Genomic DNA, 19612 nt, shown 5'->3' with positions numbered 1-19612 from the left:
GCATAGTTTTATGGCTCGGTAGCTCAGTCGGTAGAGCAACGGACTGAAAATCCGTGTGTCGGCGGTTCGATTCCGTCCCGAGCCACCATTGATTGAATGAACAAGCGGTATGCTTGTTTTTTTTATGTTTAAGACCGATACATAAGGGAATTTATAATACCGGAAGATATTCCATTTCACTGCCTTGCAAATCAGTTGCAACCGGCAGGTCTGTTTGATAATGTAAAACGAGAGGCAGAGGCTTCTTATTTTACATACTATTTTAAAGGAGGAGTTACATTATGGCTAAATTTGAACTACCAGAACTACCTTACGCATACGATGCATTGGAACCAACGATCGATAAGGAAACAATGAACATTCACCATACGAAGCACCACAACGGATATGTTACCAAGCTGAACAACGCTCTTGAAGGACATGCTGATCTTCAGGACAAATCATTGGAAGAGCTTCTTTCCAACAACCTTTCAGCTGTACCGGAAGATATCCGCACTGCTGTGCGCCGTAATGGCGGTGGTCATGCCAACCACAGTCTTTTCTGGACGATCATGTCTCCAAACGGCGGCGGTGAGCCGGCGGGAGATCTAGCTACTCAGATCAACGACACATTCGGAAGCTTTGATCAATTCAAAGAAAAATTCGAAACGACAGCAACCGGCCGTTTCGGTTCAGGCTGGGCATGGCTTGTAGTCAATAATGGCAGCCTGGAAGTGATTGATACACTAAACCAGGATTCTCCGATCATGGAAGGTAAAACACCTATCCTTGGCCTGGACGTATGGGAGCATGCGTACTACTTGAACTACCAGAACCGCCGTCCGGATTATGTTTCTGCATTCTGGAATGTTGTAAACTGGGATGAAGTAGCGAAGCGCTTCGATGCAGCTAAATAATCGTATGAAGAATAGGTGAGAGAGGGACGGATATTTCCGCCCCTCTCTTTTTGTATATCTCCATATGTTCTGAAAACACTAAAGGAGAACATAAAGGAGACATGCATATGATGAGTAAGCTGCGCACATGGCTGAGCCGCGAAAACGTTTCTAGAGATTTATTATTGTTACTTCTCATTGGAGGCTTGTACTCCCTCGGAATATTCTTATCCAGTACCTTTGTGAACATATACTTATGGAAGCAGTCCAACAGCTACACGGATATCGCTCTTTATAACCTCAGCATATACATTTTTCAGCCGCTTACCTTTATCGTTGCGGGACGGTGGGCGAAAAAGATGGACCGTGTCATTGTGCTGCGAACAGGAGTAACAGTCCTTTCGTTATTTTTCCTGACTGTGCTGGTGGTGGGGGAACGGGCGGCTTCCTTCAACTTGATGCTCGGTGCCCTGCTCGGAATCGGTTACGGTTTTTACTGGCTTGCTTATAACGTTCTGACTTTTGAAATTACAGAGCCGGATACACGAGATTTTTTTAACGGCTTTCTCGGTGTCCTGCAGTCGCTTGGCGGTATGACAGGACCCCTTTTGGCCGGCTTTATTATTTCGCGCCTCAATAACTTTACCGGGTACACAGTGATTTTCAGTGCTTCGTTTGCCTTATTTATTGTAGCCGTGCTGGTGAGTTTTGGATTATCTAGAAGAAGAGCACGGGGGAATTTTTCTTTCCGGCGGATTGTAACCGAGCGGAAGCATAATGTGGACTGGAAACGTATTTTAAATGCTCATGTAGCCCAGGGATTCAGAGAGGGAACTTTTTTGTTTGCTGTATCCATTTGGATTTTCCTGCTGACAAAAAATGAACTGTCTCTCGGAGTTTTTAATTTGGTTTACTCCGGTTTTTCATTTATGTTTTATTTTCTTGTGAGCAGATGGGTGAAACCGAAGCGGAGGAAAACATCGATCTTTATTTCAGGCCTCTGCTTATATGTCAGTGTCATCATCCTTCTATTCAGCAGCACGATGCCGCTGCTTTTATTGTACGCCGCTGTTGCCGGAGTCTTTTTTCCTTTGTTGTACGTGCCCTACGTGTCTCTCACCTATGATGTCATCGGGAGATCGTGGAATGCGGCTGAGATGCGGATCGAATATATCGTAGTTCGGGAAATTTTTTTGAATATGGGGAGAGTTCTATCCATCCTCGTTTTTTTAGGGGCCATTACATTTATTCCTCCGGAAACGGGGATTCCTTACATTCTGCTTCTTGTCGGCGGAGGACACTTCCTGATTTACTTTTTCATTCGAGGTATTGATTCGAAACCTCCCCGAGTGACACATAATTGAAACCAAACACCCATGAGCTTCTTCTATTCTCAGGACCTGAAGAAATGGTATAATAGCAGAAGGATTTTGAAAGAAGGAGAGGAGTTCATGGGGAAAAACAAACGACATAAAGATAATACACACCTTCCCTTTCGGTTGAACGTGGTGTTTTTTATTGTGTTCGTCTTATTTGCCGGAATCATTCTGCAGCTTGGAGTTGTTCAAATATTGAATGGCGAAGAAGCACAGGATGAAATTGACCGCACTGAAAATACAACAACGACCATTTCTGTGCCGCGGGGTGAAATGTATGATCGTAATGGTCAGGTGATTGTTGATAATGAACCGTTATACTCGATTACGTATACACCACCCAAAGGGGTGCAGGCCGGAGATAAGCTGGAACTTGCTCAGACATTGTCCTCTTATATTGACATGGACTATGAAAGTCTGACAGATCGTGACCTGAAGGAATATTTCTACCTGCAGAATGAGCAGGAGGTCCGTGATCGTGTAGAGGATCAAGTGACAGAAGATATGGATAACGGCGATGTATATCAGCTACAGCTGGACAGCATTACAGAAGAAGAGATCTCCGGCTACGATAATCAGACGAAAGAAGTCATCGCTGTGAAAAAGGAGCTTGATCAGGCGTATTCCCTGGCGCCGCATGTAATTAAGAATTCAGACATTACAGAAGCGGAATATTCCGCGGTGGCAGAAAACCTGGCGAAGCTTCCAGGCGTGAATGTAACTTCAGACTGGGAACGTACATATCCGTATGAGTCCACGTTTCGCAGTTACCTCGGAAGTATCACATCAAGTGAGCAGGGTCTCCCTAAGGATGATCTTGATTATTACATGTCTCTGGATTACAGCCGCAATGACCGTGTTGGTACAAGCGGACTTGAACAGGAATATGAGGATGTTCTCCGGGGGACGAAGGAAAAGGTCCAGTATGAAACGGACAGCAACAACACCGTCATCAATTCCAAAGTCATCCGTGAAGGACAGGCAGGAAAAGACCTGCAATTGACCATTGATATGGAGCTTCAGGAAGAAGTGAATAAAATCGTCCAGGAAGAGCTTCAATCAGCCATCGTCAATGCGCCTTCTCTAAACCGTCATCTGGAGAATGCCATTGCTGTCGTTTCCAATCCGCAGACAGGAGAAATTCTGGCGATCAGCGGACAGACCTACAACCGCAGTCCGGAAGAAGGAGAGGACCGCTTCACAGACACTTCCCATCAGGCGTTATACAATGCCTATATGCCGGGATCAACGGTTAAGGGGGCAACAGTTCTGACAGGTCTTCATGAAGGTGTCGTTACACCGAATACATGGATCAATGACAAACCTATTACAATAGCCGGCAGCCAAAAAGCATCATACACGTCGGGGATCGGATCTGTTAACGATATAGCTGCCCTGCAGCAATCCTCCAACGTCTACATGTTTTTCCTGGCTATGTATCTTGGTGGAGAAACAAGCAATCAATATAATATGAATGCTTTGAAACTGGAAGATGAAACGTTAGACAAGTTCGTTTACAATTTCAACCAGTTCGGGCTGGGCGTCACCACTGGAATTGACTTTCCGTATGAGGCAACTGGAGTCAATGGTACACTTCAAAACCCTGGGGAAATCCTTGACTTTTCCATCGGGCAGTTCAATACGTATACAGCGATGCAGTTGAATCAATACGTCTCGACAATTGCAAATGGCGGCGACCGTATACGTCCGAGTCTCGTCAACAGTGTCCACGAACCATCCAGCAGCGAGGGACTCGGTCCGGTTTATAAAGATTATACGCCGGAGGTGCTGAACCAGCTTGATATGGATTCGTCCTATATTGAGCGTGTACAGGAAGGCTTCAGGCAGGTGGCCCAGACGAGCGAAGGAACGGCGAGTTCCATATTCTCGAAGCAGCCCTATGCCCAGTATGATATGGCTGTGAAGACAGGTACGGCACAGGCGTCTAAAACAGTTTTCAGTGAAGATGGAGAGAGAACCACCTACGATGAGCTTCTGAACAAAACTTTGGTCGGCTATGCTCCATCGGATAATCCGGAAATTGCCTTTTCCATCATTTCTCCTTACCTGGGAGAAGGGGCAACAAGTACGTTCAACATCAGCAATAACATTGGTGCCCGGATTGGTGAGGCGTACTTCGAGCTGAAAGAAGCACGGGAAAATGGTACCGCTGACGAAGGACCGGATGAACAAGAGAATAACAACGGAGAAGATGCAGAAACTGAGGAGTGATACACAACGTATCACTCCTTTTTTTATACGAAGACGGAGAAATATAGCGTAAAAATAAGTCATTTCCCAATCTTTTTCGCTAAAAAACCTCAATTTACAAAACCTTTACGTTTCATTCATATGTTATTAAAACTCCGTCGTTAGTATATAAAATGTGAGTTGGCCAAGCAGCCGGCAGCATTAAATATTTATAAATAATAGGGGGAGAAAGAAATGAAAAACTTCAAGAGTTTAGCATTAATGCTTGCATTCATCCTTGTAGTAGGAGTGCTTGCAGCATGTGGTGGTTCCGAGGAAGGCAACACAGAAGAACAGGACAGCACAAGCGGTGAAGGTTCTGGAGAAGAAAGCTCCGAAGAAGTATCCGGCCCAATCGACATTGATGGTTCTTCTACTGTGTTCCCGATCATGGAAAACTTAACTTATTCCTATCAGCAGGAACAACCGGAAGTTGACGCAACATTGAACTCTTCTGGTTCCGGCGGTGGATTCAAAAAATCTACAGTTGGTGAAATTGATCTAAGTAACGCTTCCCGTGAGATCAAGGAAGAAGAAAAATCAATCGCTGAAGAAAATGATATTACTCTTGAGCCTCTAGAGCTGGCTTACGATGGTCTTTCTGTAGTAGTGAGTGCTGAAAATGATTTCGCTGAAGAGCTTACAATCGATCAGCTTAAGCAGATTTTCCTCGACTCTTCTGACGCTCAAATGTGGTCTGACATTAACCCTGACTGGCCTGAGGAACAAATTAAAATCTTCAGCCCTGGTCATGATTCCGGTACATTCGACTACTTCAACGAAGTTGTTCTTGAAGAAGAGCCGATGAAAGAAGGCGAAAACACAACTCTTTCTGAGGATGACAACGTTCTTGTACGTGGAATTAAAGACAATCCAAACGCGATCGGATTCTTTGGATATGCCTACTACGCTGAAAACCAGGACAGCCTGAAAGCTCTTGCCATTTCTGAAGGTGAAGGCGAAGCTGTTGAACCGAATCCGGAAACGATCCAGGATGGTTCATACACGCCACTTTCCCGCCCGCTATTCACATATGTAAACGTGAATGCTTATAAAGAAAAAGCGCAGGTTCGTGACTTTGTAGAGTACACGTTGAACAATGCTGGTAAAGCAGCTGAAGAAGTTGGTTATGTAGCTCTTCCAGACGAGAAATATCAAGAACAGCTTGATACAGTTCAAGGCTGGGCAGAGTAAGTTACTTTAAAACCTAACAAGGAGGGTGAGGCTGATTCCAGTCTCACCCTGCCTTATGGATGAGAGGAGTTTAATGATGGACAAAGGTTTGCAATCAGAGGGGAATATGATTGACGTCCAGCAGATGATTGAGAACAATAAGAAAAAGAAAACGGTCGGTGAAAGAATAGAGAAAATCATCCCGTTTTTCCTGTTACTTTGTGCAGCAGTAAGTGTTCTCACGACACTGGGTATTTTATTTACTTTATTAAGAGAATCGATCGGATTTTTCTCCGATGTTTCAATTGTTAATTTTTATACAGGATCAAACTGGTCTCCGTGGTCCGGCGAATATGGGGTTGCTCCGTTAATCGGTGGTACACTGCTTGTTACGCTGATTGCAACACTTGTTGCAGTTCCACTTGGACTAATGGCAGCCATTTTCTTGAGTGAGTATGCGAATGATAAAGTTAGAAGGGTCATCAAGCCTATCCTGGAAGTACTGGCTGGTATTCCTACAGTCGTCTACGGATATTTTGCTTTGACGTTCATCACTCCAATGTTTCAATCTATTATTCCTGATCTTGGAATTTTCAACGCCTTAAGCGCAGGGGTTGTCGTAGGAATTATGATTATTCCTATGGTTGCATCCCTTTCTGAAGATGCCATGAACTCTGTACCGAATGCTCTACGTGAAGGTGCGTATGGTCTGGGAGCTACGAAATTGGAAGTTGTAGTAAAGGTTGTTCTTCCAGCCGCTCTTTCCGGAATCGTTGCCTCTATTGTACTTGCTATTTCCCGTGCAATTGGGGAAACGATGATTGTAACGATTGCGGCCGGCGCTACACCGAATCTTACTTTCAACCCGACAGAGTCCATCCAGACGATGACTGCCTTTATTGTACAGGCTGCAACAGGGGATACGACATTCGGATCCACGATTTATTACAGCCTTTATGCAGTAGGTATGACCTTGTTTGTATTCACCTTGGTCATGAACCTGATTGCCCAGTACATTTCGCGTAAGTTCAGGGAGGAATATTAATGCTTGGACAGAATGAACAAAATATGAAGAAGCGCATGGAAGGCAGAGTAACCGCAAATAAAATCTCCATGGTTTTATTTGGACTTGCTACAGCTGTCGGCCTGATCGTTCTAGTTTTACTATTTTACCGTGTGTTGACTCAAGGGGTTGGATACCTCAGCTTGGATTATCTTTTAAACTTTCCTGCTCCGTACCCGGAAGAGGCAGGGATATATGCCGGCTTGATCGGGTCGATTTTCTTAATGATCATCGTTGCCGTGTTTGCCATCATTATTGGTGTAGCAACAGCCATTTATCTTGAAGAATACGCACCCCAAAATCGCTTTACAGACTTTATTCGTGTGAATATCCAAAACCTTGCCGGCGTTCCGTCGATTGTGTTTGGACTTCTGGGATTAACTTTCTTTGTCTATATGTTCAGCTTTGGGTACACCCTTCTTGCGGGTGGTTTAACCATGGCACTTCTTATTCTTCCTGTTATCGTTGTGGCAGCGCAGGAAGCTGTCCGGTCTGTACCGTCTGAAATCAAGGAAGCTTCCTATGGAATGGGAGCCTCCAAGTGGCAGACGATTGCCCGCGTGATACTTCCAGCGGCAATACCAGGAATATTGACAGGTGCCATCATTGCGTTGTCACGGGCCATTGGGGAAACAGCTCCGTTGATTATTGTCGGAGCAGCTACAGCTATTTATACACTGCCGGATTCACTGCTTGCGAAGTATACAGTGATGCCGATTCAAATTTATAACTGGACGGGCAGACCACAGGAAGAGTGGCAGTATGTAGCCGGTGCGGGGATCATTATTCTACTGGCTGTCCTGCTTTTGATGAACTCAATCGCTGTCTTGATCCGGAACAAATATCAGAGACGCTTTTAATTAGGATGAGGAGGGTTTCATTATGAGTAAAGTAATGGAAGAGAAAACAAACGTGAGAAACGAACAAACAAAAAAACCTGAAGTGAAATCAGAGGTAAAAAAAGAGAAAACCAACAGCATCATCGAAGTGAATGATTTGAACCTATGGTACGGATCCGATCAGGCTCTTTATGAAGTAAGCATGGGTATTCCACAGGAACGGGTAACGGCTATTATCGGGCCTTCAGGCTGTGGTAAATCTACGTTCCTAAAGACATTGAACCGCATGGTTGAAATGGTGCCGATTGTTAAAACGTCTGGTTCTATTAAATATCGCGAACAGGATATCTTCAGCAGTAAATTCAAGGAAGAATACCTTCGTACAAAAGTGGGGATGGTTTTCCAAAAGCCCAACCCATTCCCTAAGTCCATCTATGATAACGTTGCTTACGGTCCACGTATTCATGGTGTGAAAAAGAAAGAAATTCTTGATCAGATTGTTGAAAAGAGTCTGAAAGGGGCAGCCATCTGGGATGAGTTGAAAGACCGTCTTCATGAGAACGCGTATGGATTGTCCGGCGGTCAGCAGCAGCGTGTGTGTATTGCCCGTGCCCTCGCTGTAGAACCTGACGTTATCCTTATGGATGAGCCCACTTCAGCCTTAGACCCTATTTCTACAGCAAAAGTAGAGGAATTGGTTCAGGAACTGAAGGAGAAGTACAGCATTGTCATTGTCACACACAATATGCAGCAGGCAGCGCGTATTTCTGATAAAACGGCCTTCTTCCTAAATGGGGAGCTTATTGAATATGCCGATACAGATAACCTGTTCCAAAACCCTCAGGATAAGCGTACAGAGGATTATATTACAGGACGGTTCGGCTAATTCGGGAAGGGGTATTCTATGTCCATTCGTGTTCACTTTGAAGAAGAACTTGAAAGTATAAAAGAACAAATTAAGGATTTAGCTATCGATGTCAAGTACTCCCTTGATACAGCCATCCATCTGTTGTATCAGGGAGATGTGGAGGCAGCTGAAAAATTAATTGAAGATGATGCGGTGATCGATGCAAAGGAAGAAAAAATCAACGAGGACGCCATTTTAATGCTTGCCAAGCAGCAGCCCGTTGCCCGGGATTTACGAAGAATTGTAACAGCCATTAAGATTTCTTCTGATTTGGAGCGGATGGCGGATCACTCTACAAACATTGCCAAGGCGACGATTCACCTCGGAAAAAATCATGGGATTCAGATTGACCCTGAGCTTCGGGAGATGGCCATTTTAGCGATGGATATGGTGGATTTGGCTGTGAAAGCCTTTGAACACGAAGACATTTCCCTGGCGAATAAGCTTGCAGAAATGGATGATGTCGTTGACCGGAAGTGCGGGGATGTAGTGAAGCAGATGCTTGAATTCACGGCCATCAATCCTGAACAGGTGCAGCATGTCATGCAGATGGCTTATATAGCCCGATATATAGAACGATATGCCGATCACATCACGAACATCGGTGAAAGTATCTTCTATCAAGTTAAAGGAAGAACGTATGATTTAAATTAATTAATAAAAAGCGTCTGGATATGGATATCCAGACGCTTTTGGTCATACGACCTGTAAGAAGAAAATAAAAAGACCGTAAGAGCACTCTACACGCTCTTGCGGTCTTTTTACATACGTTTATTTTGAAGTCATGGCCCCGGCCATTTCTTCGAACGACATGGTTGACTTGACTGTGGCCTGGCCGATTTGGATATACCGGCTGTAACCGCCGTCTTCCATAAATGCAGTAAAATCATCCGCATCCTCAATGATGCCAGCATTCACTAATTTTTCACCGATTTCGGGAGTTGTCGTACCTTCGGCAATATCAATGGTATACGTTGTCTCCCCGGAACTGGATGGTTCTGCTTTTCGGGTTGACGGATTTTCAGCTTTTACCGCTGCCCATTCCTCATTGGAGAGTACCCGGTATCCAGACTGCTCCAGATCGTCCATCATATCTTGTTCACTCATAGATTCTGTAATCACTTCCGCTTCAGGGGATTCCGTATTCCAGTATGTTATTCCTAGAACAGCGGTTGATGTCAGTAATCCTATGGAAAAGGCCTGTATCCACTGCTTCATGATTGAACTCCCTGCTTCGGTCGGTGGACCATGGCAAGAACCTCATCTTCACTCAAATTCGTCTGCTTCGCTATGTAATGGGTTTTATAACCCTTTTGATACATGGTAAGCACCGTATCTGCTGCATTCAGTGGTGTGGAAGGCCTGCTTGTTTGTTTTTGATTGTGCTGATCGACAATTTCCTGTGTCAAATCTCCAGCAAGCAATTCCTCTTCAAGGACTTTCATTTTTTTCTTCATTTGATAATCGTTCTGCATCATTGTCAAGTTCATCTGTTCCATTTGATTCTCCAACTGTTTGATGCGGTCTTTAGCAAAGAAGGAAAGAATGAAAAAAACAATAGCTGCGCCCGCCAGCGCTGCAACTGCATAAAACATAATATCACTCCTAAACGAATCCCTGTTTATTTATATCATACAAATCACGGCCTGGCTATGGGATATTCAGCCGTTTTTACTGGAATATTCACTTGAAAGACAGGCAGGTTTTTGTTATTATGAGTAAGTCTGATAATGTGATTAAGTCAGTGATTAGATACTAGGAGGAATGAACATGCGTGTAAACATTACACTTGCCTGCACTGAAACAGGTGACCGCAACTATATTAGTACTAAAAACAAACGTAAAAACCCTGAGCGCATCGAGCTTATGAAATACAGCCCGCGCGTTGGTAAGCACACACTTCACCGCGAAACGAAGTAAGCAGTAGGATTTATTCCTACTGTTTTTTTTATACATATCGGAGGTGACGGGATGGATAAAACAGCGTACCGCTTTAAAGGAAAAAGCATCCTTCATAACATATCATTAAGAGAGAAACAGTCCATTGAATCATCCATGTATCAGAGCTTATTCTCCAGTGAAGAATGGAAAAAGGCCAAGATTATAGGAGTCACTCTTTCGCAGGACCATGAATGGTCTACAGAGCCGATCATAGAAGAAGGCTGGAAAGCAGGGAAGACCATTGCGGCGCCCCGGTGTCTGCCTAAGGAAAAGCAGCTGGAATTTTATCAGCTGGGCAGCTACAATCAGTTGGAGCGCGTTTATTTTGGATTAAGGGAGCCGGTGCGGGATAAAGATTGGTTCGTTGAAAAGAATGCCATTGATCTGCTGCTCGTTCCCGGACTGCTGTTCGATTCCAAAGGGTACAGAATTGGTTATGGTGGGGGATACTATGACCGTTATATTGAAGGCTTTAGAGGGAAGACGATGATGATGGCTTCAGAAAAACAGCGCGAGGATACCCTTCCGTTTGAGGACTATGATCAGCGGGTGGAATATGTTCTCACAGAAAAAGGGATTCATTCCACCTATACTCTGTAATACAATACTGGTTTAAAAATCAAAAGAAGCTTGTATAAGGGAAGAGAGCTGAACAGAAACTAGGCGTATCCAATCACAAATGAGGTGTCTTACATGCGTCTATTCTTTCGGTGGATCTTCATTATCGGGTCTTTGATTACAGCGTTATACAAGTATCGTTACCAAGCCCTGGATGTAGTCACGAGATTTCCTGCCCTGCGCCGGATGCTTGTACGTTTTTCTATGAATATCCCGTGGGTGCGGCAGAAATTTCTATCCCAGATGTTTCGGGGGCACTCTTGAAGCGGTCAGGTTATCCTGGCCGTTTTTTATTTGTACAGTCAGGTAGTGTGAATGGCTGTGCAGGTGGGAAGCGTGGTAATATGAAAGGTGCAGGGAGGGACCGCCATTGTTTATTGAACAGGAATATTACCTCTGGAAAATGGCTGACTATATGGTCCAGGTTCAACATTTCCAGGTTCTCCATGTGAATACGAATCATGGGGAGATATGGCTGGAGAAAAAAGTGAATAAAAAAAACCATGTGTTCAGGCTTTCCCATAAACAGCTGAATTGGAGAAATGAACTGGCGAGGGAACTGGAAACCGGGTATCGACAGCTCAATCAAAACCGGTCTCTATTTCGCGGAGGGAAGCTTGAGTTTCATATGGTATTCGTATCTGAACATCCTCCTGTTGACGAGTGGGAAGATACTGTAAAGGGGTATAAGGATCAAAAAATCCCATTGCATTTGTATTATATGAATGATGAAAACAAGGAGCAGGCACTGGCTGACCTTTTTCAATCACTAGACATCGATAAGCCTGAAATCAACCGGAGTATAAGGGAAGAGGAAATGGAAGCTTCCCTTCCTTATATGAAGCATCAGCTCGTGAAAAAACAGAAAGATCAAAGAGAGGCTGCAGCTTCCATTTTTGATTACGGTCGTCCCCGATTGACCTATGTTCTGTTAGCCGTCAACATTTTGGTCTTCCTTTATCTGGAGATCATCGGAAGCACAACCTCCATTGAAACGTTGATTTCCTATGGTGCCAAATATAACCCGGCAATTATGGAAGGAGAATGGTGGCGGATCTTTACGTCGACCTTCCTTCATATTGGCTTCATCCACCTCTTTATGAACATGCTGGCCTTGTATTATTTAGGTTCTGCAGTAGAGAGGATTTATGGCACGGTGCGTTTTGCGGTCATCTATTTTGCTGCCGGCCTGTTCGGAGGGATGGCAAGTTTCATGATGAATCCTTCGGTCGCTGCCGGAGCTTCGGGAGCTATCTTTGGGTTGTTTGGCGCCCTGTTGTTTTTCGGTGTTCAGTACAAGCAGCTGTTCCTCCGGACGATGGGGTATAACCTCATCGTGATTATCGGGATCAATATTGCTTTTGGTGTGATGGTTCCTCAAGTGGATAACGGCGCCCATATTGGCGGATTAATCGGAGGGTTTACTGCGTCTGCAATGGTTCATATGCCGGCGCATTCCATGAAAAAATGGCAGCCCGCTGCTGCTCTGCTTTATATTGGAGCCATGGCAGCTATGGTATATCTTGGCATCACAGGCGTATTTAATGGGGAGCAGTCCAGGGTGGTTGTTGAGGAAGTAAGCGAGTTGAACGAACAGCAGTCCTACGGGGAAGTAATCCAACGCACCACCCAGGCTCTTGAGGACCCGCAGGGCTATGAGGCAGAACTTCTTTTCCACAGGTCCTATGCCTACCTGCAGTCCGGAGACTCGTCAGAAGCCAAGGACGATCTCGAGCAGGTCATATCCATCGCGCCGGATCTGGCAGAAGCCCACTACAACCTGGCCCTTCTGCTTCAGCAGGATGGTGAATTGGAAAAAGCGGCTGAACGGGCGTCCACAGCCGCTGAATTAAATCCGGACAATACAAACTTTCAACAGTTGAATGAAGAATTGGCTCAATAATATTGAATGAGCTGATGTTTTTTTCCTGTATCATCTTCGTACAATACAATTAAATGCTTCCCATCCTTGTCGAACAGAATCAGGGGAATGTAACTTTGAATCGGATGCGATGATTTCGTATCGCTGATACCCAGCACATAATTTTTATACAGCCCTTCCCATAGTTGGCCTTTGATGCGTTCAGAATCAGCTTCATTTGTCCCGGGTAAGGGCTTGTTATGATAATCCGCAAGTTCTGTAAGAGCGACTGCTGTATATTTGTCCCGTGGAATTTGATAATGGGTGATAAGCTCCTGCCACTGGGCTTCAATCTGTTGTTCAATAGAATGATCGAGCCTTTGTTTCCACTCCTTTTCCTCCTCGGTCTCCGGTTGCTTAAAAGCGGTTCGGAGCGAGTGGGGGGAATCGATGACGTACAGTTCATCCCTGGAGGTGGCCTGCATGCTCTTAATTTCATTTTCCCCTTCATGAACCTCTCCGTGGTGAAAGGAAACCGCCTGATATTTTTGACTGTCTTCGCCATGGAGCGACGTTTCTTTTTCAATGACGTCTGCATTCTCCTTCCACTTCGATACAACCCCCTTCAATCTTCCATTTACGTAAAGCAGGGAAACGTCCTGCCTTAAATACACAGGACTTTCACTTTTGGAAGCTACCTTCCAGGATACTTTGTATTCGTCCTCGTCTTCCTCAGCGTCATAATCAAGAGCGGTTCCAAATGATTCGAATGTTTCCGATTGATCGATTGGGAAATATTTGATGACGGGCTGCTCTCCAGTCTGGGTGAATAATGCCAGGGCGACTGCCAGAGTCAGCGGGCCCAGCACCCAGTAGATCCACACTTTTTTCATTCGACTCTCTCCTTGGCCTGTCACAATCTTGAATTAGTAAAGGATATGTATTGAAAAAGCAGGACATGCCTCTGACTGAAACTTCTACATGAACCTCTGCGCATGAAATCGGGGGTTTGTAGGAAAAATAAAAGATAGCACAGGAGAGTGTAAGGAGGCAGGCGCGTGGAAGAAAAGAAAGATCAGCGATTGTTTGACAGTTATGAAGAAAATGTAGCGTATATGAGAAAACGACTCGGCGTGGACGAAAGCTTTGATATGGTTCATCTGGACCTGGTATATGCCGGCCGGGGGATGTCCTTGTTCTTCATCGATGGCTTTGTGAAGGATGATATTCTTCACTATTTAATGAAGCTGTTGTCTCGTCTGGAGCCAGAGCAGCTCGATCCCGATCCTTTAGATAAATTATTGAAAACCCATCTTCCCTATGTAGAACTGGGGCAGGAAAAAGATATGAATCAGGCGGCCAATCTCGTTCTGGGAGGACCGACAGCCCTTCTTGTAGAAGGGGTCGACGAGATCATTATCATTGATGCCCGGACCTACCCCGTACGCGGGCCGCAGGAACCAGATCTGGAAAGGGTTGTCCGTGGCTCCAGGGACGGCTTTGTAGAAACGATTATTTTTAACACCGCCCTGACAAGAAGGCGTGTGAGGGACCGGTCCTTACGAATGGAGTATCTGCAGGTCGGAAGAAGATCGCTGACAGATGTCTGTATCTGTTACATCAAGGATATTGCCGATACAGATCGAGTGGATCATCTGAAAAGGGTGCTGCAGGAGATCGATACGGACGCTCTACCTATGGCGGAAAAGACGATCGAAGAATATATCAGTGGGCAGCATTGGAACCCCTACCCGGTCATTCGTTACACAGAGCGGCCGGATACAGCGGCCGCCCACTTGTATGAAGGACATATCCTCGTCATTATTGATGGATCTCCAAGTGTCATGATTACTCCGGCAACGTTCTGGCATCATATGCAGCATGCGGAGGAATACAGGCAGAAACCATTGGTGGGGGCTTATTTACGGTGGGTCCGCTATTTTGCGTTTTTTGCATCTATTTTTGTTCTGCCCCTGTACTTCTTATTTTCAAAAAATCCAGACCTGCTTCCGGAATCCCTTTCCTATATCGGTCCAACAGAAGCGGGAACCATCCCATTACTTGTGCAGTTCCTTTTTGCTGAAATTGGAATAGATATGCTGCGGATGGCCGCTATCCACACCCCGTCTTCTCTGGGGACAGCTCTGGGGCTCGTGGCTGCCATATTAATCGGACAGGTCGCCGTGGAAGTCGGGCTCTTTTCAAGTGAGGTCGTGCTGTACCTCGCCCTTGCTGCGGTTGGGACGTTTGCTACACCAAGTTACGAGGTCGGTCTGGCGGACCGTCTTTCCAGGCTCGCGCTTCTCTTGGCTGTGGGACTTTTCGGACTTAAAGGGTATGTGATCGGGATTACGTTCTGGCTGATTTACCTGACGCGGATGCAGACGTTCAAAACCCCGTATCTCTGGCCGTTTATGCCGTTTTCCTGGAAGCCCTTAAGAGATGTGCTGCTGCGTTCGCCCATTCCTTTGAAAAACAGACGACCCGCCTTTCTTCACCCGAAAGACCCTGACCGCTGACGGCCGGGGTTTTTCTGCATTTTCAATTGGACCGACTCTTGCTATAATAGGAACTGGTGATAAAATATGAAAACGATTTATGATGTTCAGCAGTTTTTAAAAAAATTTGGAACGATCATATATATTGGTGATCGGACAGCAGACTTAGAAATGATGGAAGATGAGATCCGGGAGCTCTATCAATCCCAGTGTATGACAACAGAAGACTTTCAGATGGCTTTATTGCTGCTCCGCAGTGAAATTGCCCGAGAGAGAGACCGGCAGGAGGGGGACAATCGACGATGAGCGGACACGTGTACATAGGTGCTGATATTGGCGGTACAACGATTAAGCTTGCTTTTATTAACGAAGATGGACAAATTATGAAAAAGTGGGAAGTTCCGACGAATACGGATGACAAAGGGGCGGCCATTCCTGAAGACATTTCCGAAGCCGTAGAGCAGGTCCGGGCGGAGCTGGGCATCAATCCGTCACAAATTATGGGGATCGGGGCAGGAGCTCCTGGATTTGTGGAGACTTCAACTGGTTATATCCACGAAGCTGTAAACATAGGCTGGAAAGATTTTGACTTCGGTCGAATTTTAAGTGGACTGACGGGCTATGACGTTTGGGTCGATAATGATGCCAACCTTGCAGCGCTCGGAGAGAACTGGCTCGGGGCAGGGCGCGGATGTAAAGAACTCATCGCGGTTACGCTTGGAACTGGAGTAGGCGGAGGTGTGATCGCCAACGGCAGTGTATTGAATGGGGCGAATGGAACAGCAGCAGAACTCGGCCACGTAACGGTCATCCCTGAAGGCGGAGCCCCTTGTAATTGTGGGAAGACCGGATGTCTGGAAACAGAGGCGTCAGCTACAGGGATTGTTAGAAAGGCGAAAGTGGAAGCGGAAAACTATGATGACTCTGCTCTTCATTCCTTTATTCAATCCGATGAGCTTACAGCCAAAGATGTCTTCAGAGCTGCTGCGGAGGGAGACGAAGCGGCATCGGTTGTTCTTCATCAGGTAACCGACGTGCTTGGAATGGCAATTGCCAACATGGCAATCGTTATCAACCCTGAGAAAATTGTCATCGGTGGTGGGGTTTCACAGGCTGGTGATCAACTGCTGAACCCCTTGAAGACGGCGTACCGTAAATATGCCCTTTCCCGAACAGCGGAAGCGTCCACTTTTGAATTTGCAGAACTTGGAAATGATGCCGGGGTTATCGGTGGAGCGTATTTAGTGAAAAAGAACAAATAAAAAAACTGGAGCCTTGTCGGCTCCAGTTTTTTTGTGGGGATTCGGCTCATAGAAAACATTCTTCATGTTGGAGGAGGCCATGATGATGAAATAGGTAGATAGACCTTATCGAAACTGGTAAAATCAGGGTAATAAAATTTGAAACTTTTATGGTACAATAGACGTCATATATAAAGTGACGGTTTAATATTGATAATAAGTGGAAAATGTAAAGTTAAATAATGGCTATGGTTAAAAAATGTAAAGATATGGCCATAGATGTACTAGAGGAGGAACCACCATGCAATTGAGAAATATTCGCATGCCTTTATTTATGATTGCTACGGTTTTATTTGGTATTAAGACATACATCGTTTACCGATTTATGTTTGATTTATCGATTGAAAACCCCATGCAGGAATTGATCCTGCTGTTTAATCCGATTGCGAGTGCCTATTTGATTTTCGCCATCAGTGTATGGATGAAACCTAAGAATCAACGGAAATACTTAAGGTGGACCGTGCTTCTCGGTTCTTTTATTTTGTTCGTGAACTTGATCTTCTATCGGAATTTCACTGATTTCATTACCATTCCTGTATTGTTCCAGGGGAATAATGCAGCGGACTTAACAGGGAGTTTCCTTACGCTTCTGCATATCGAGGATATTTTCATTTTTGCCGATGCAGCCATCGTCTGGTACTTGAGCAGACAGAGGTTTGATTTGACTGTAAAGCTTCCTAAGCGTGGGAAGATCGCTGCAACAGCCGTCACTTTTCTGCTGCTGGCCGGCAATGTCGTCCTTGCTGAAATTGAGCGTCCGATGCTGTTTGTGCGTGCGTTTGACCGCGAGTATCTCGTCAAAAACATAGGCATCTTTAACTACCACGTGTATGATGCGACCATGCAGACAAAAACGAGAGCGCAGAGAGTATTCGCTGATGGTAGTGAAATCAGTGAAATCGAGTCTTATCTTCAAGAGAAATCACCGGATGAAGCTGATAAGGATGCTGGATTGTACGGGATTGCTGAAGATAAAAATGTGATTTTCGTGAGTGTGGAATCTTTCCAGCACTTTTTATATGATTCAGAAATCAATGGAGTAGAGACCACACCTTTCCTGAACGAATTGAAGGAAAGCAGTGATACGGTTACGTTTGAAAACTTCTATCATCAGACTGCTCAGGGGAAAACGTCTGACTCAGAATTTATCGTGGAAAATTCGTTGTACCCTCTTGGCAGGGGAGCGGTGTACTTCACCCATGCCGGGAATGAGTACCATGCGCTTCCTGAAATTCTCAACAATGAAGGATATGAAACATCTGTTTTCCATGCTAACAATGGAAGCTTCTGGAACAGGGATGTGATGTATGACAATATCGGATACGATGAGTTCCACGATGAGCAGTCCTTTGACGTGACACCGGAAAATTCCTTTGGATGGGGACTTGAGGATAAGGCGTTTTTCGAGCAGTCGATTGATTATTTGAAAGAGCAGGAGCAGCCGTTTTACAGCAAGTTTATTACGCTGACCCACCATTTCCCATTTGAACTGCCGGAAGAAAAGGCGCATATCGACAAATACGATTCCAATTCCAATACGTTGAATGCATACTTCCAGACAGCCAGGTATACAGATGAAGCGCTGGAACAGTTTTTCCAACAGCTGAAGGATGCGGATCTTTATGAGGATTCCATTATTGTTATGATGGGTGACCACTACGGCATCAGCGATTTTCATAATAAAGCGATGAGTCAGTTCCTTGGAGAAGAAGTGGATCCATTCGTTCAAACACAGCTGCAGCGTGTCCCGTTCATGATTCATATCCCAGGGTATGAAAATGGGGGCGTGGAGAATAAGGTCGTCGGGCAGATTGATGTGAAACCGACCCTGCTGCATTTGCTGGGGGTTGATTCCGGAGGCGATATGACCTTTGGTGACAACATGTTCTCTGAGAAGAAAAAAGATTTCATCGCTCTCCGTGATGGCAGTTTTGTGACGGAAGAGTATGTCTATACCAGTGAGACATGCTATGACAGGGAAACAGGGGAACCGTTGGAAGAAGGGCAGGCGGAAGCTTGTGAACCTGTGAAGCAGGAAGTGGACCAGGAGTTGAACTACTCTGATAATATTATTTACGGAGATTTATTCCGGTTCTATGATTTTAAATAATGAGAAAAGCTTGTACAGTTGAACTGTGCAGGCTTTTTTTCTGCTGCATAAATGTCCTATCAGGAGGGTAAAGATAGGCAGATAGATGAAAAAGGGGGAAGGGCTGTGTTTCGTTTTGAACATGTCAGCCAGCAGCCGCTGGAGGATTTGAATTTTACAATAGAAAAAAAAGATCAAGTCATTTTATTCGGTCCATCAGGAGCTGGAAAAAGCACGCTGTTATTTTTATTGAACCGACTGAATGATCCCGGGAAGGGGACCATCTATTTTAAAGATGCGCCTATCTCTGAACACCCTGTAACGGAATTAAGAAAAAAGGTGGGGCTGGTCCTGCAGGCTCCGAATTTGTTTCCGGGGACCGTTCTGGACAATTTGAAATATGGTCCCAGCCTTTTTGGTGAATGGCAGGAAGAGGACGGCAGGAGGCTCCTGGATTATGTCCAGCTGCCATCCAGCTATTTGGAAAGGGATGTCGATCAACTGTCCGGAGGAGAAAAGCAGCGGGTTTCCCTGGCAAGGACACTTGCGAATTCACCGGATGTCCTGCTCCTGGATGAACCGACAAGTGCACTGGATTACCGGACGGCTGAAGAAATCGAGGAAGTGTTGGAAGAGCTCATACAAGAACACGAACTGACGATGGTGATGGTTACTCATAATTTGAATCAGGCCCGGCGGCTTGGAACGCGCGGCCTTTTTGTTGCTGACGGAAAGCTTCAAGAGGATGGAACCATCCCGGAAATGTTGGAAAACCCGAAAACGGAACGACTCCGTGAATTTTTGGAACAGTAAGGATGTGG

19 protein-coding genes and 1 tRNA gene are annotated in these 19612 nt (G+C 45.3%); 17 read left to right on the top strand and 3 right to left on the bottom strand.

The genetic code is table 11. The features are described 5' to 3' along the window. The first annotated feature begins 12 nt into the window (after positions 1–12). The 9 genes from ACXAJH_RS05330 (at position 13) to phoU (ending at position 9137) form a co-directional block, all read left to right on the top strand. A tRNA-Phe gene (locus tag ACXAJH_RS05330) sits at positions 13–88 on the top strand. Positions 89–281: 193 nt separating this feature from the next. After that, on the top strand, positions 282–896 hold the full coding sequence (locus ACXAJH_RS05325; protein ID WP_027955386.1) for a superoxide dismutase: 615 nt from the start codon (positions 282–284) through the stop codon (positions 894–896). 107 nt (positions 897–1003) lie between these two features. Next, the gene (locus tag ACXAJH_RS05320; RefSeq protein WP_474969003.1) at positions 1004–2239 is read left to right on the top strand and encodes an MFS transporter; all 1236 of its coding nucleotides are present in this window, start codon (positions 1004–1006) and stop codon (positions 2237–2239) included. 87 nt (positions 2240–2326) lie between these two features. Beyond that, positions 2327–4483 (top strand): peptidoglycan D,D-transpeptidase FtsI family protein, encoded by a 2157-nt coding sequence (locus ACXAJH_RS05315; protein ID WP_474993259.1) that lies wholly within the window; start codon positions 2327–2329, stop codon positions 4481–4483. A 213-nt stretch (positions 4484–4696) separates the two neighbouring features. After that, the gene (locus ACXAJH_RS05310; protein ID WP_474969001.1) at positions 4697–5695 is read left to right on the top strand and encodes a PstS family phosphate ABC transporter substrate-binding protein; all 999 of its coding nucleotides are present in this window, start codon (positions 4697–4699) and stop codon (positions 5693–5695) included. A gap of 76 nt (positions 5696–5771) precedes the next feature. Further along, positions 5772–6719: a phosphate ABC transporter permease subunit PstC gene (pstC, locus tag ACXAJH_RS05305; protein WP_474969000.1), complete on the top strand. Its 948-nt coding sequence runs from the start codon at positions 5772–5774 to the stop codon at positions 6717–6719. Continuing rightward, on the top strand, positions 6719–7597 hold the full coding sequence (gene pstA, locus ACXAJH_RS05300) for a phosphate ABC transporter permease PstA (protein ID WP_474968999.1): 879 nt from the start codon (positions 6719–6721) through the stop codon (positions 7595–7597). Before pstC ends, pstA begins: the two co-directional genes overlap by 1 nt. Positions 7598–7619: 22 nt before the next feature. After that, a complete protein-coding gene (gene pstB, locus ACXAJH_RS05295) occupies positions 7620–8462 on the top strand; it encodes a phosphate ABC transporter ATP-binding protein PstB (RefSeq protein WP_474968998.1) in 843 nt (280 codons plus the stop codon). A gap of 18 nt (positions 8463–8480) precedes the next feature. Next, on the top strand, positions 8481–9137 hold the full coding sequence (gene phoU / locus ACXAJH_RS05290) for a phosphate signaling complex protein PhoU (protein ID WP_474968997.1): 657 nt from the start codon (positions 8481–8483) through the stop codon (positions 9135–9137). A gap of 117 nt (positions 9138–9254) precedes the next feature. On the opposite strand, the gene ACXAJH_RS05285 is transcribed toward phoU, so the two are convergent. Together ACXAJH_RS05285 and ACXAJH_RS05280 are read right to left on the bottom strand one after the other, a co-directional pair. Next, positions 9255–9701 (bottom strand): hypothetical protein, encoded by a 447-nt coding sequence (locus ACXAJH_RS05285; RefSeq protein ID WP_474968996.1) that lies wholly within the window; start codon positions 9699–9701, stop codon positions 9255–9257. Beyond that, positions 9698–10078: a DUF6115 domain-containing protein gene (locus tag ACXAJH_RS05280; RefSeq protein ID WP_474971232.1), complete on the bottom strand. Its 381-nt coding sequence runs from the start codon at positions 10076–10078 to the stop codon at positions 9698–9700. The genes ACXAJH_RS05285 and ACXAJH_RS05280 overlap by 4 nt, the downstream gene beginning before the upstream one ends. A 175-nt stretch (positions 10079–10253) precedes the next feature. On the opposite strand from ACXAJH_RS05280, the gene rpmG reads away from it, so the two are divergent. The 3 genes from rpmG (at position 10254) to ACXAJH_RS05265 (ending at position 12945) form a co-directional block, all read left to right on the top strand. Continuing rightward, positions 10254–10403 (top strand): 50S ribosomal protein L33, encoded by a 150-nt coding sequence (gene rpmG / locus ACXAJH_RS05275; protein ID WP_027955394.1) that lies wholly within the window; start codon positions 10254–10256, stop codon positions 10401–10403. Positions 10404–10454: 51 nt separating this feature from the next. Continuing rightward, positions 10455–11024 (top strand): 5-formyltetrahydrofolate cyclo-ligase, encoded by a 570-nt coding sequence (locus ACXAJH_RS05270; protein WP_474993257.1) that lies wholly within the window; start codon positions 10455–10457, stop codon positions 11022–11024. A gap of 388 nt (positions 11025–11412) precedes the next feature. Continuing rightward, on the top strand, positions 11413–12945 hold the full coding sequence (locus tag ACXAJH_RS05265) for a rhomboid family intramembrane serine protease (RefSeq protein WP_474968993.1): 1533 nt from the start codon (positions 11413–11415) through the stop codon (positions 12943–12945). Here ACXAJH_RS05265 and ACXAJH_RS05260 read toward each other — a convergent pair. Beyond that, positions 12939–13796: a hypothetical protein gene (locus tag ACXAJH_RS05260; protein ID WP_474968992.1), complete on the bottom strand. Its 858-nt coding sequence runs from the start codon at positions 13794–13796 to the stop codon at positions 12939–12941. The genes ACXAJH_RS05265 and ACXAJH_RS05260 overlap by 7 nt on opposite strands. A 222-nt stretch (positions 13797–14018) precedes the next feature. Between ACXAJH_RS05260 and ACXAJH_RS05255 the strand changes: the two genes are divergently transcribed. From ACXAJH_RS05255 to ACXAJH_RS05235, 5 genes are all read left to right on the top strand, one after another. Next, positions 14019–15422 (top strand): spore germination protein, encoded by a 1404-nt coding sequence (locus ACXAJH_RS05255; RefSeq protein WP_281658387.1) that lies wholly within the window; start codon positions 14019–14021, stop codon positions 15420–15422. A gap of 66 nt (positions 15423–15488) precedes the next feature. Beyond that, a complete protein-coding gene (locus tag ACXAJH_RS05250) occupies positions 15489–15707 on the top strand; it encodes a YqgQ family protein (RefSeq protein ID WP_027955399.1) in 219 nt (72 codons plus the stop codon). Next, positions 15704–16663, top strand: a complete 960-nt coding sequence (locus ACXAJH_RS05245) for an ROK family glucokinase (RefSeq protein WP_474993255.1) — start codon at positions 15704–15706, stop codon at positions 16661–16663. The genes ACXAJH_RS05250 and ACXAJH_RS05245 overlap by 4 nt, the downstream gene beginning before the upstream one ends. A 280-nt stretch (positions 16664–16943) precedes the next feature. Continuing rightward, positions 16944–18812 carry an LTA synthase family protein gene (locus tag ACXAJH_RS05240; RefSeq protein ID WP_474993254.1) on the top strand — a complete coding sequence of 623 codons (1869 nt, stop codon included), beginning with the start codon at positions 16944–16946 and terminating at the stop codon, positions 18810–18812. Positions 18813–18917: 105 nt separating this feature from the next. Continuing rightward, a complete protein-coding gene (locus tag ACXAJH_RS05235; RefSeq protein ID WP_474968989.1) occupies positions 18918–19604 on the top strand; it encodes an ABC transporter ATP-binding protein in 687 nt (228 codons plus the stop codon). Positions 19605–19612 lie beyond the last annotated feature (8 nt).

This window comes from Halobacillus sp. ABD4_316 (genome assembly GCF_056161385.1).
This window is presented reverse-complemented; position numbering and strand designations above follow the sequence as displayed.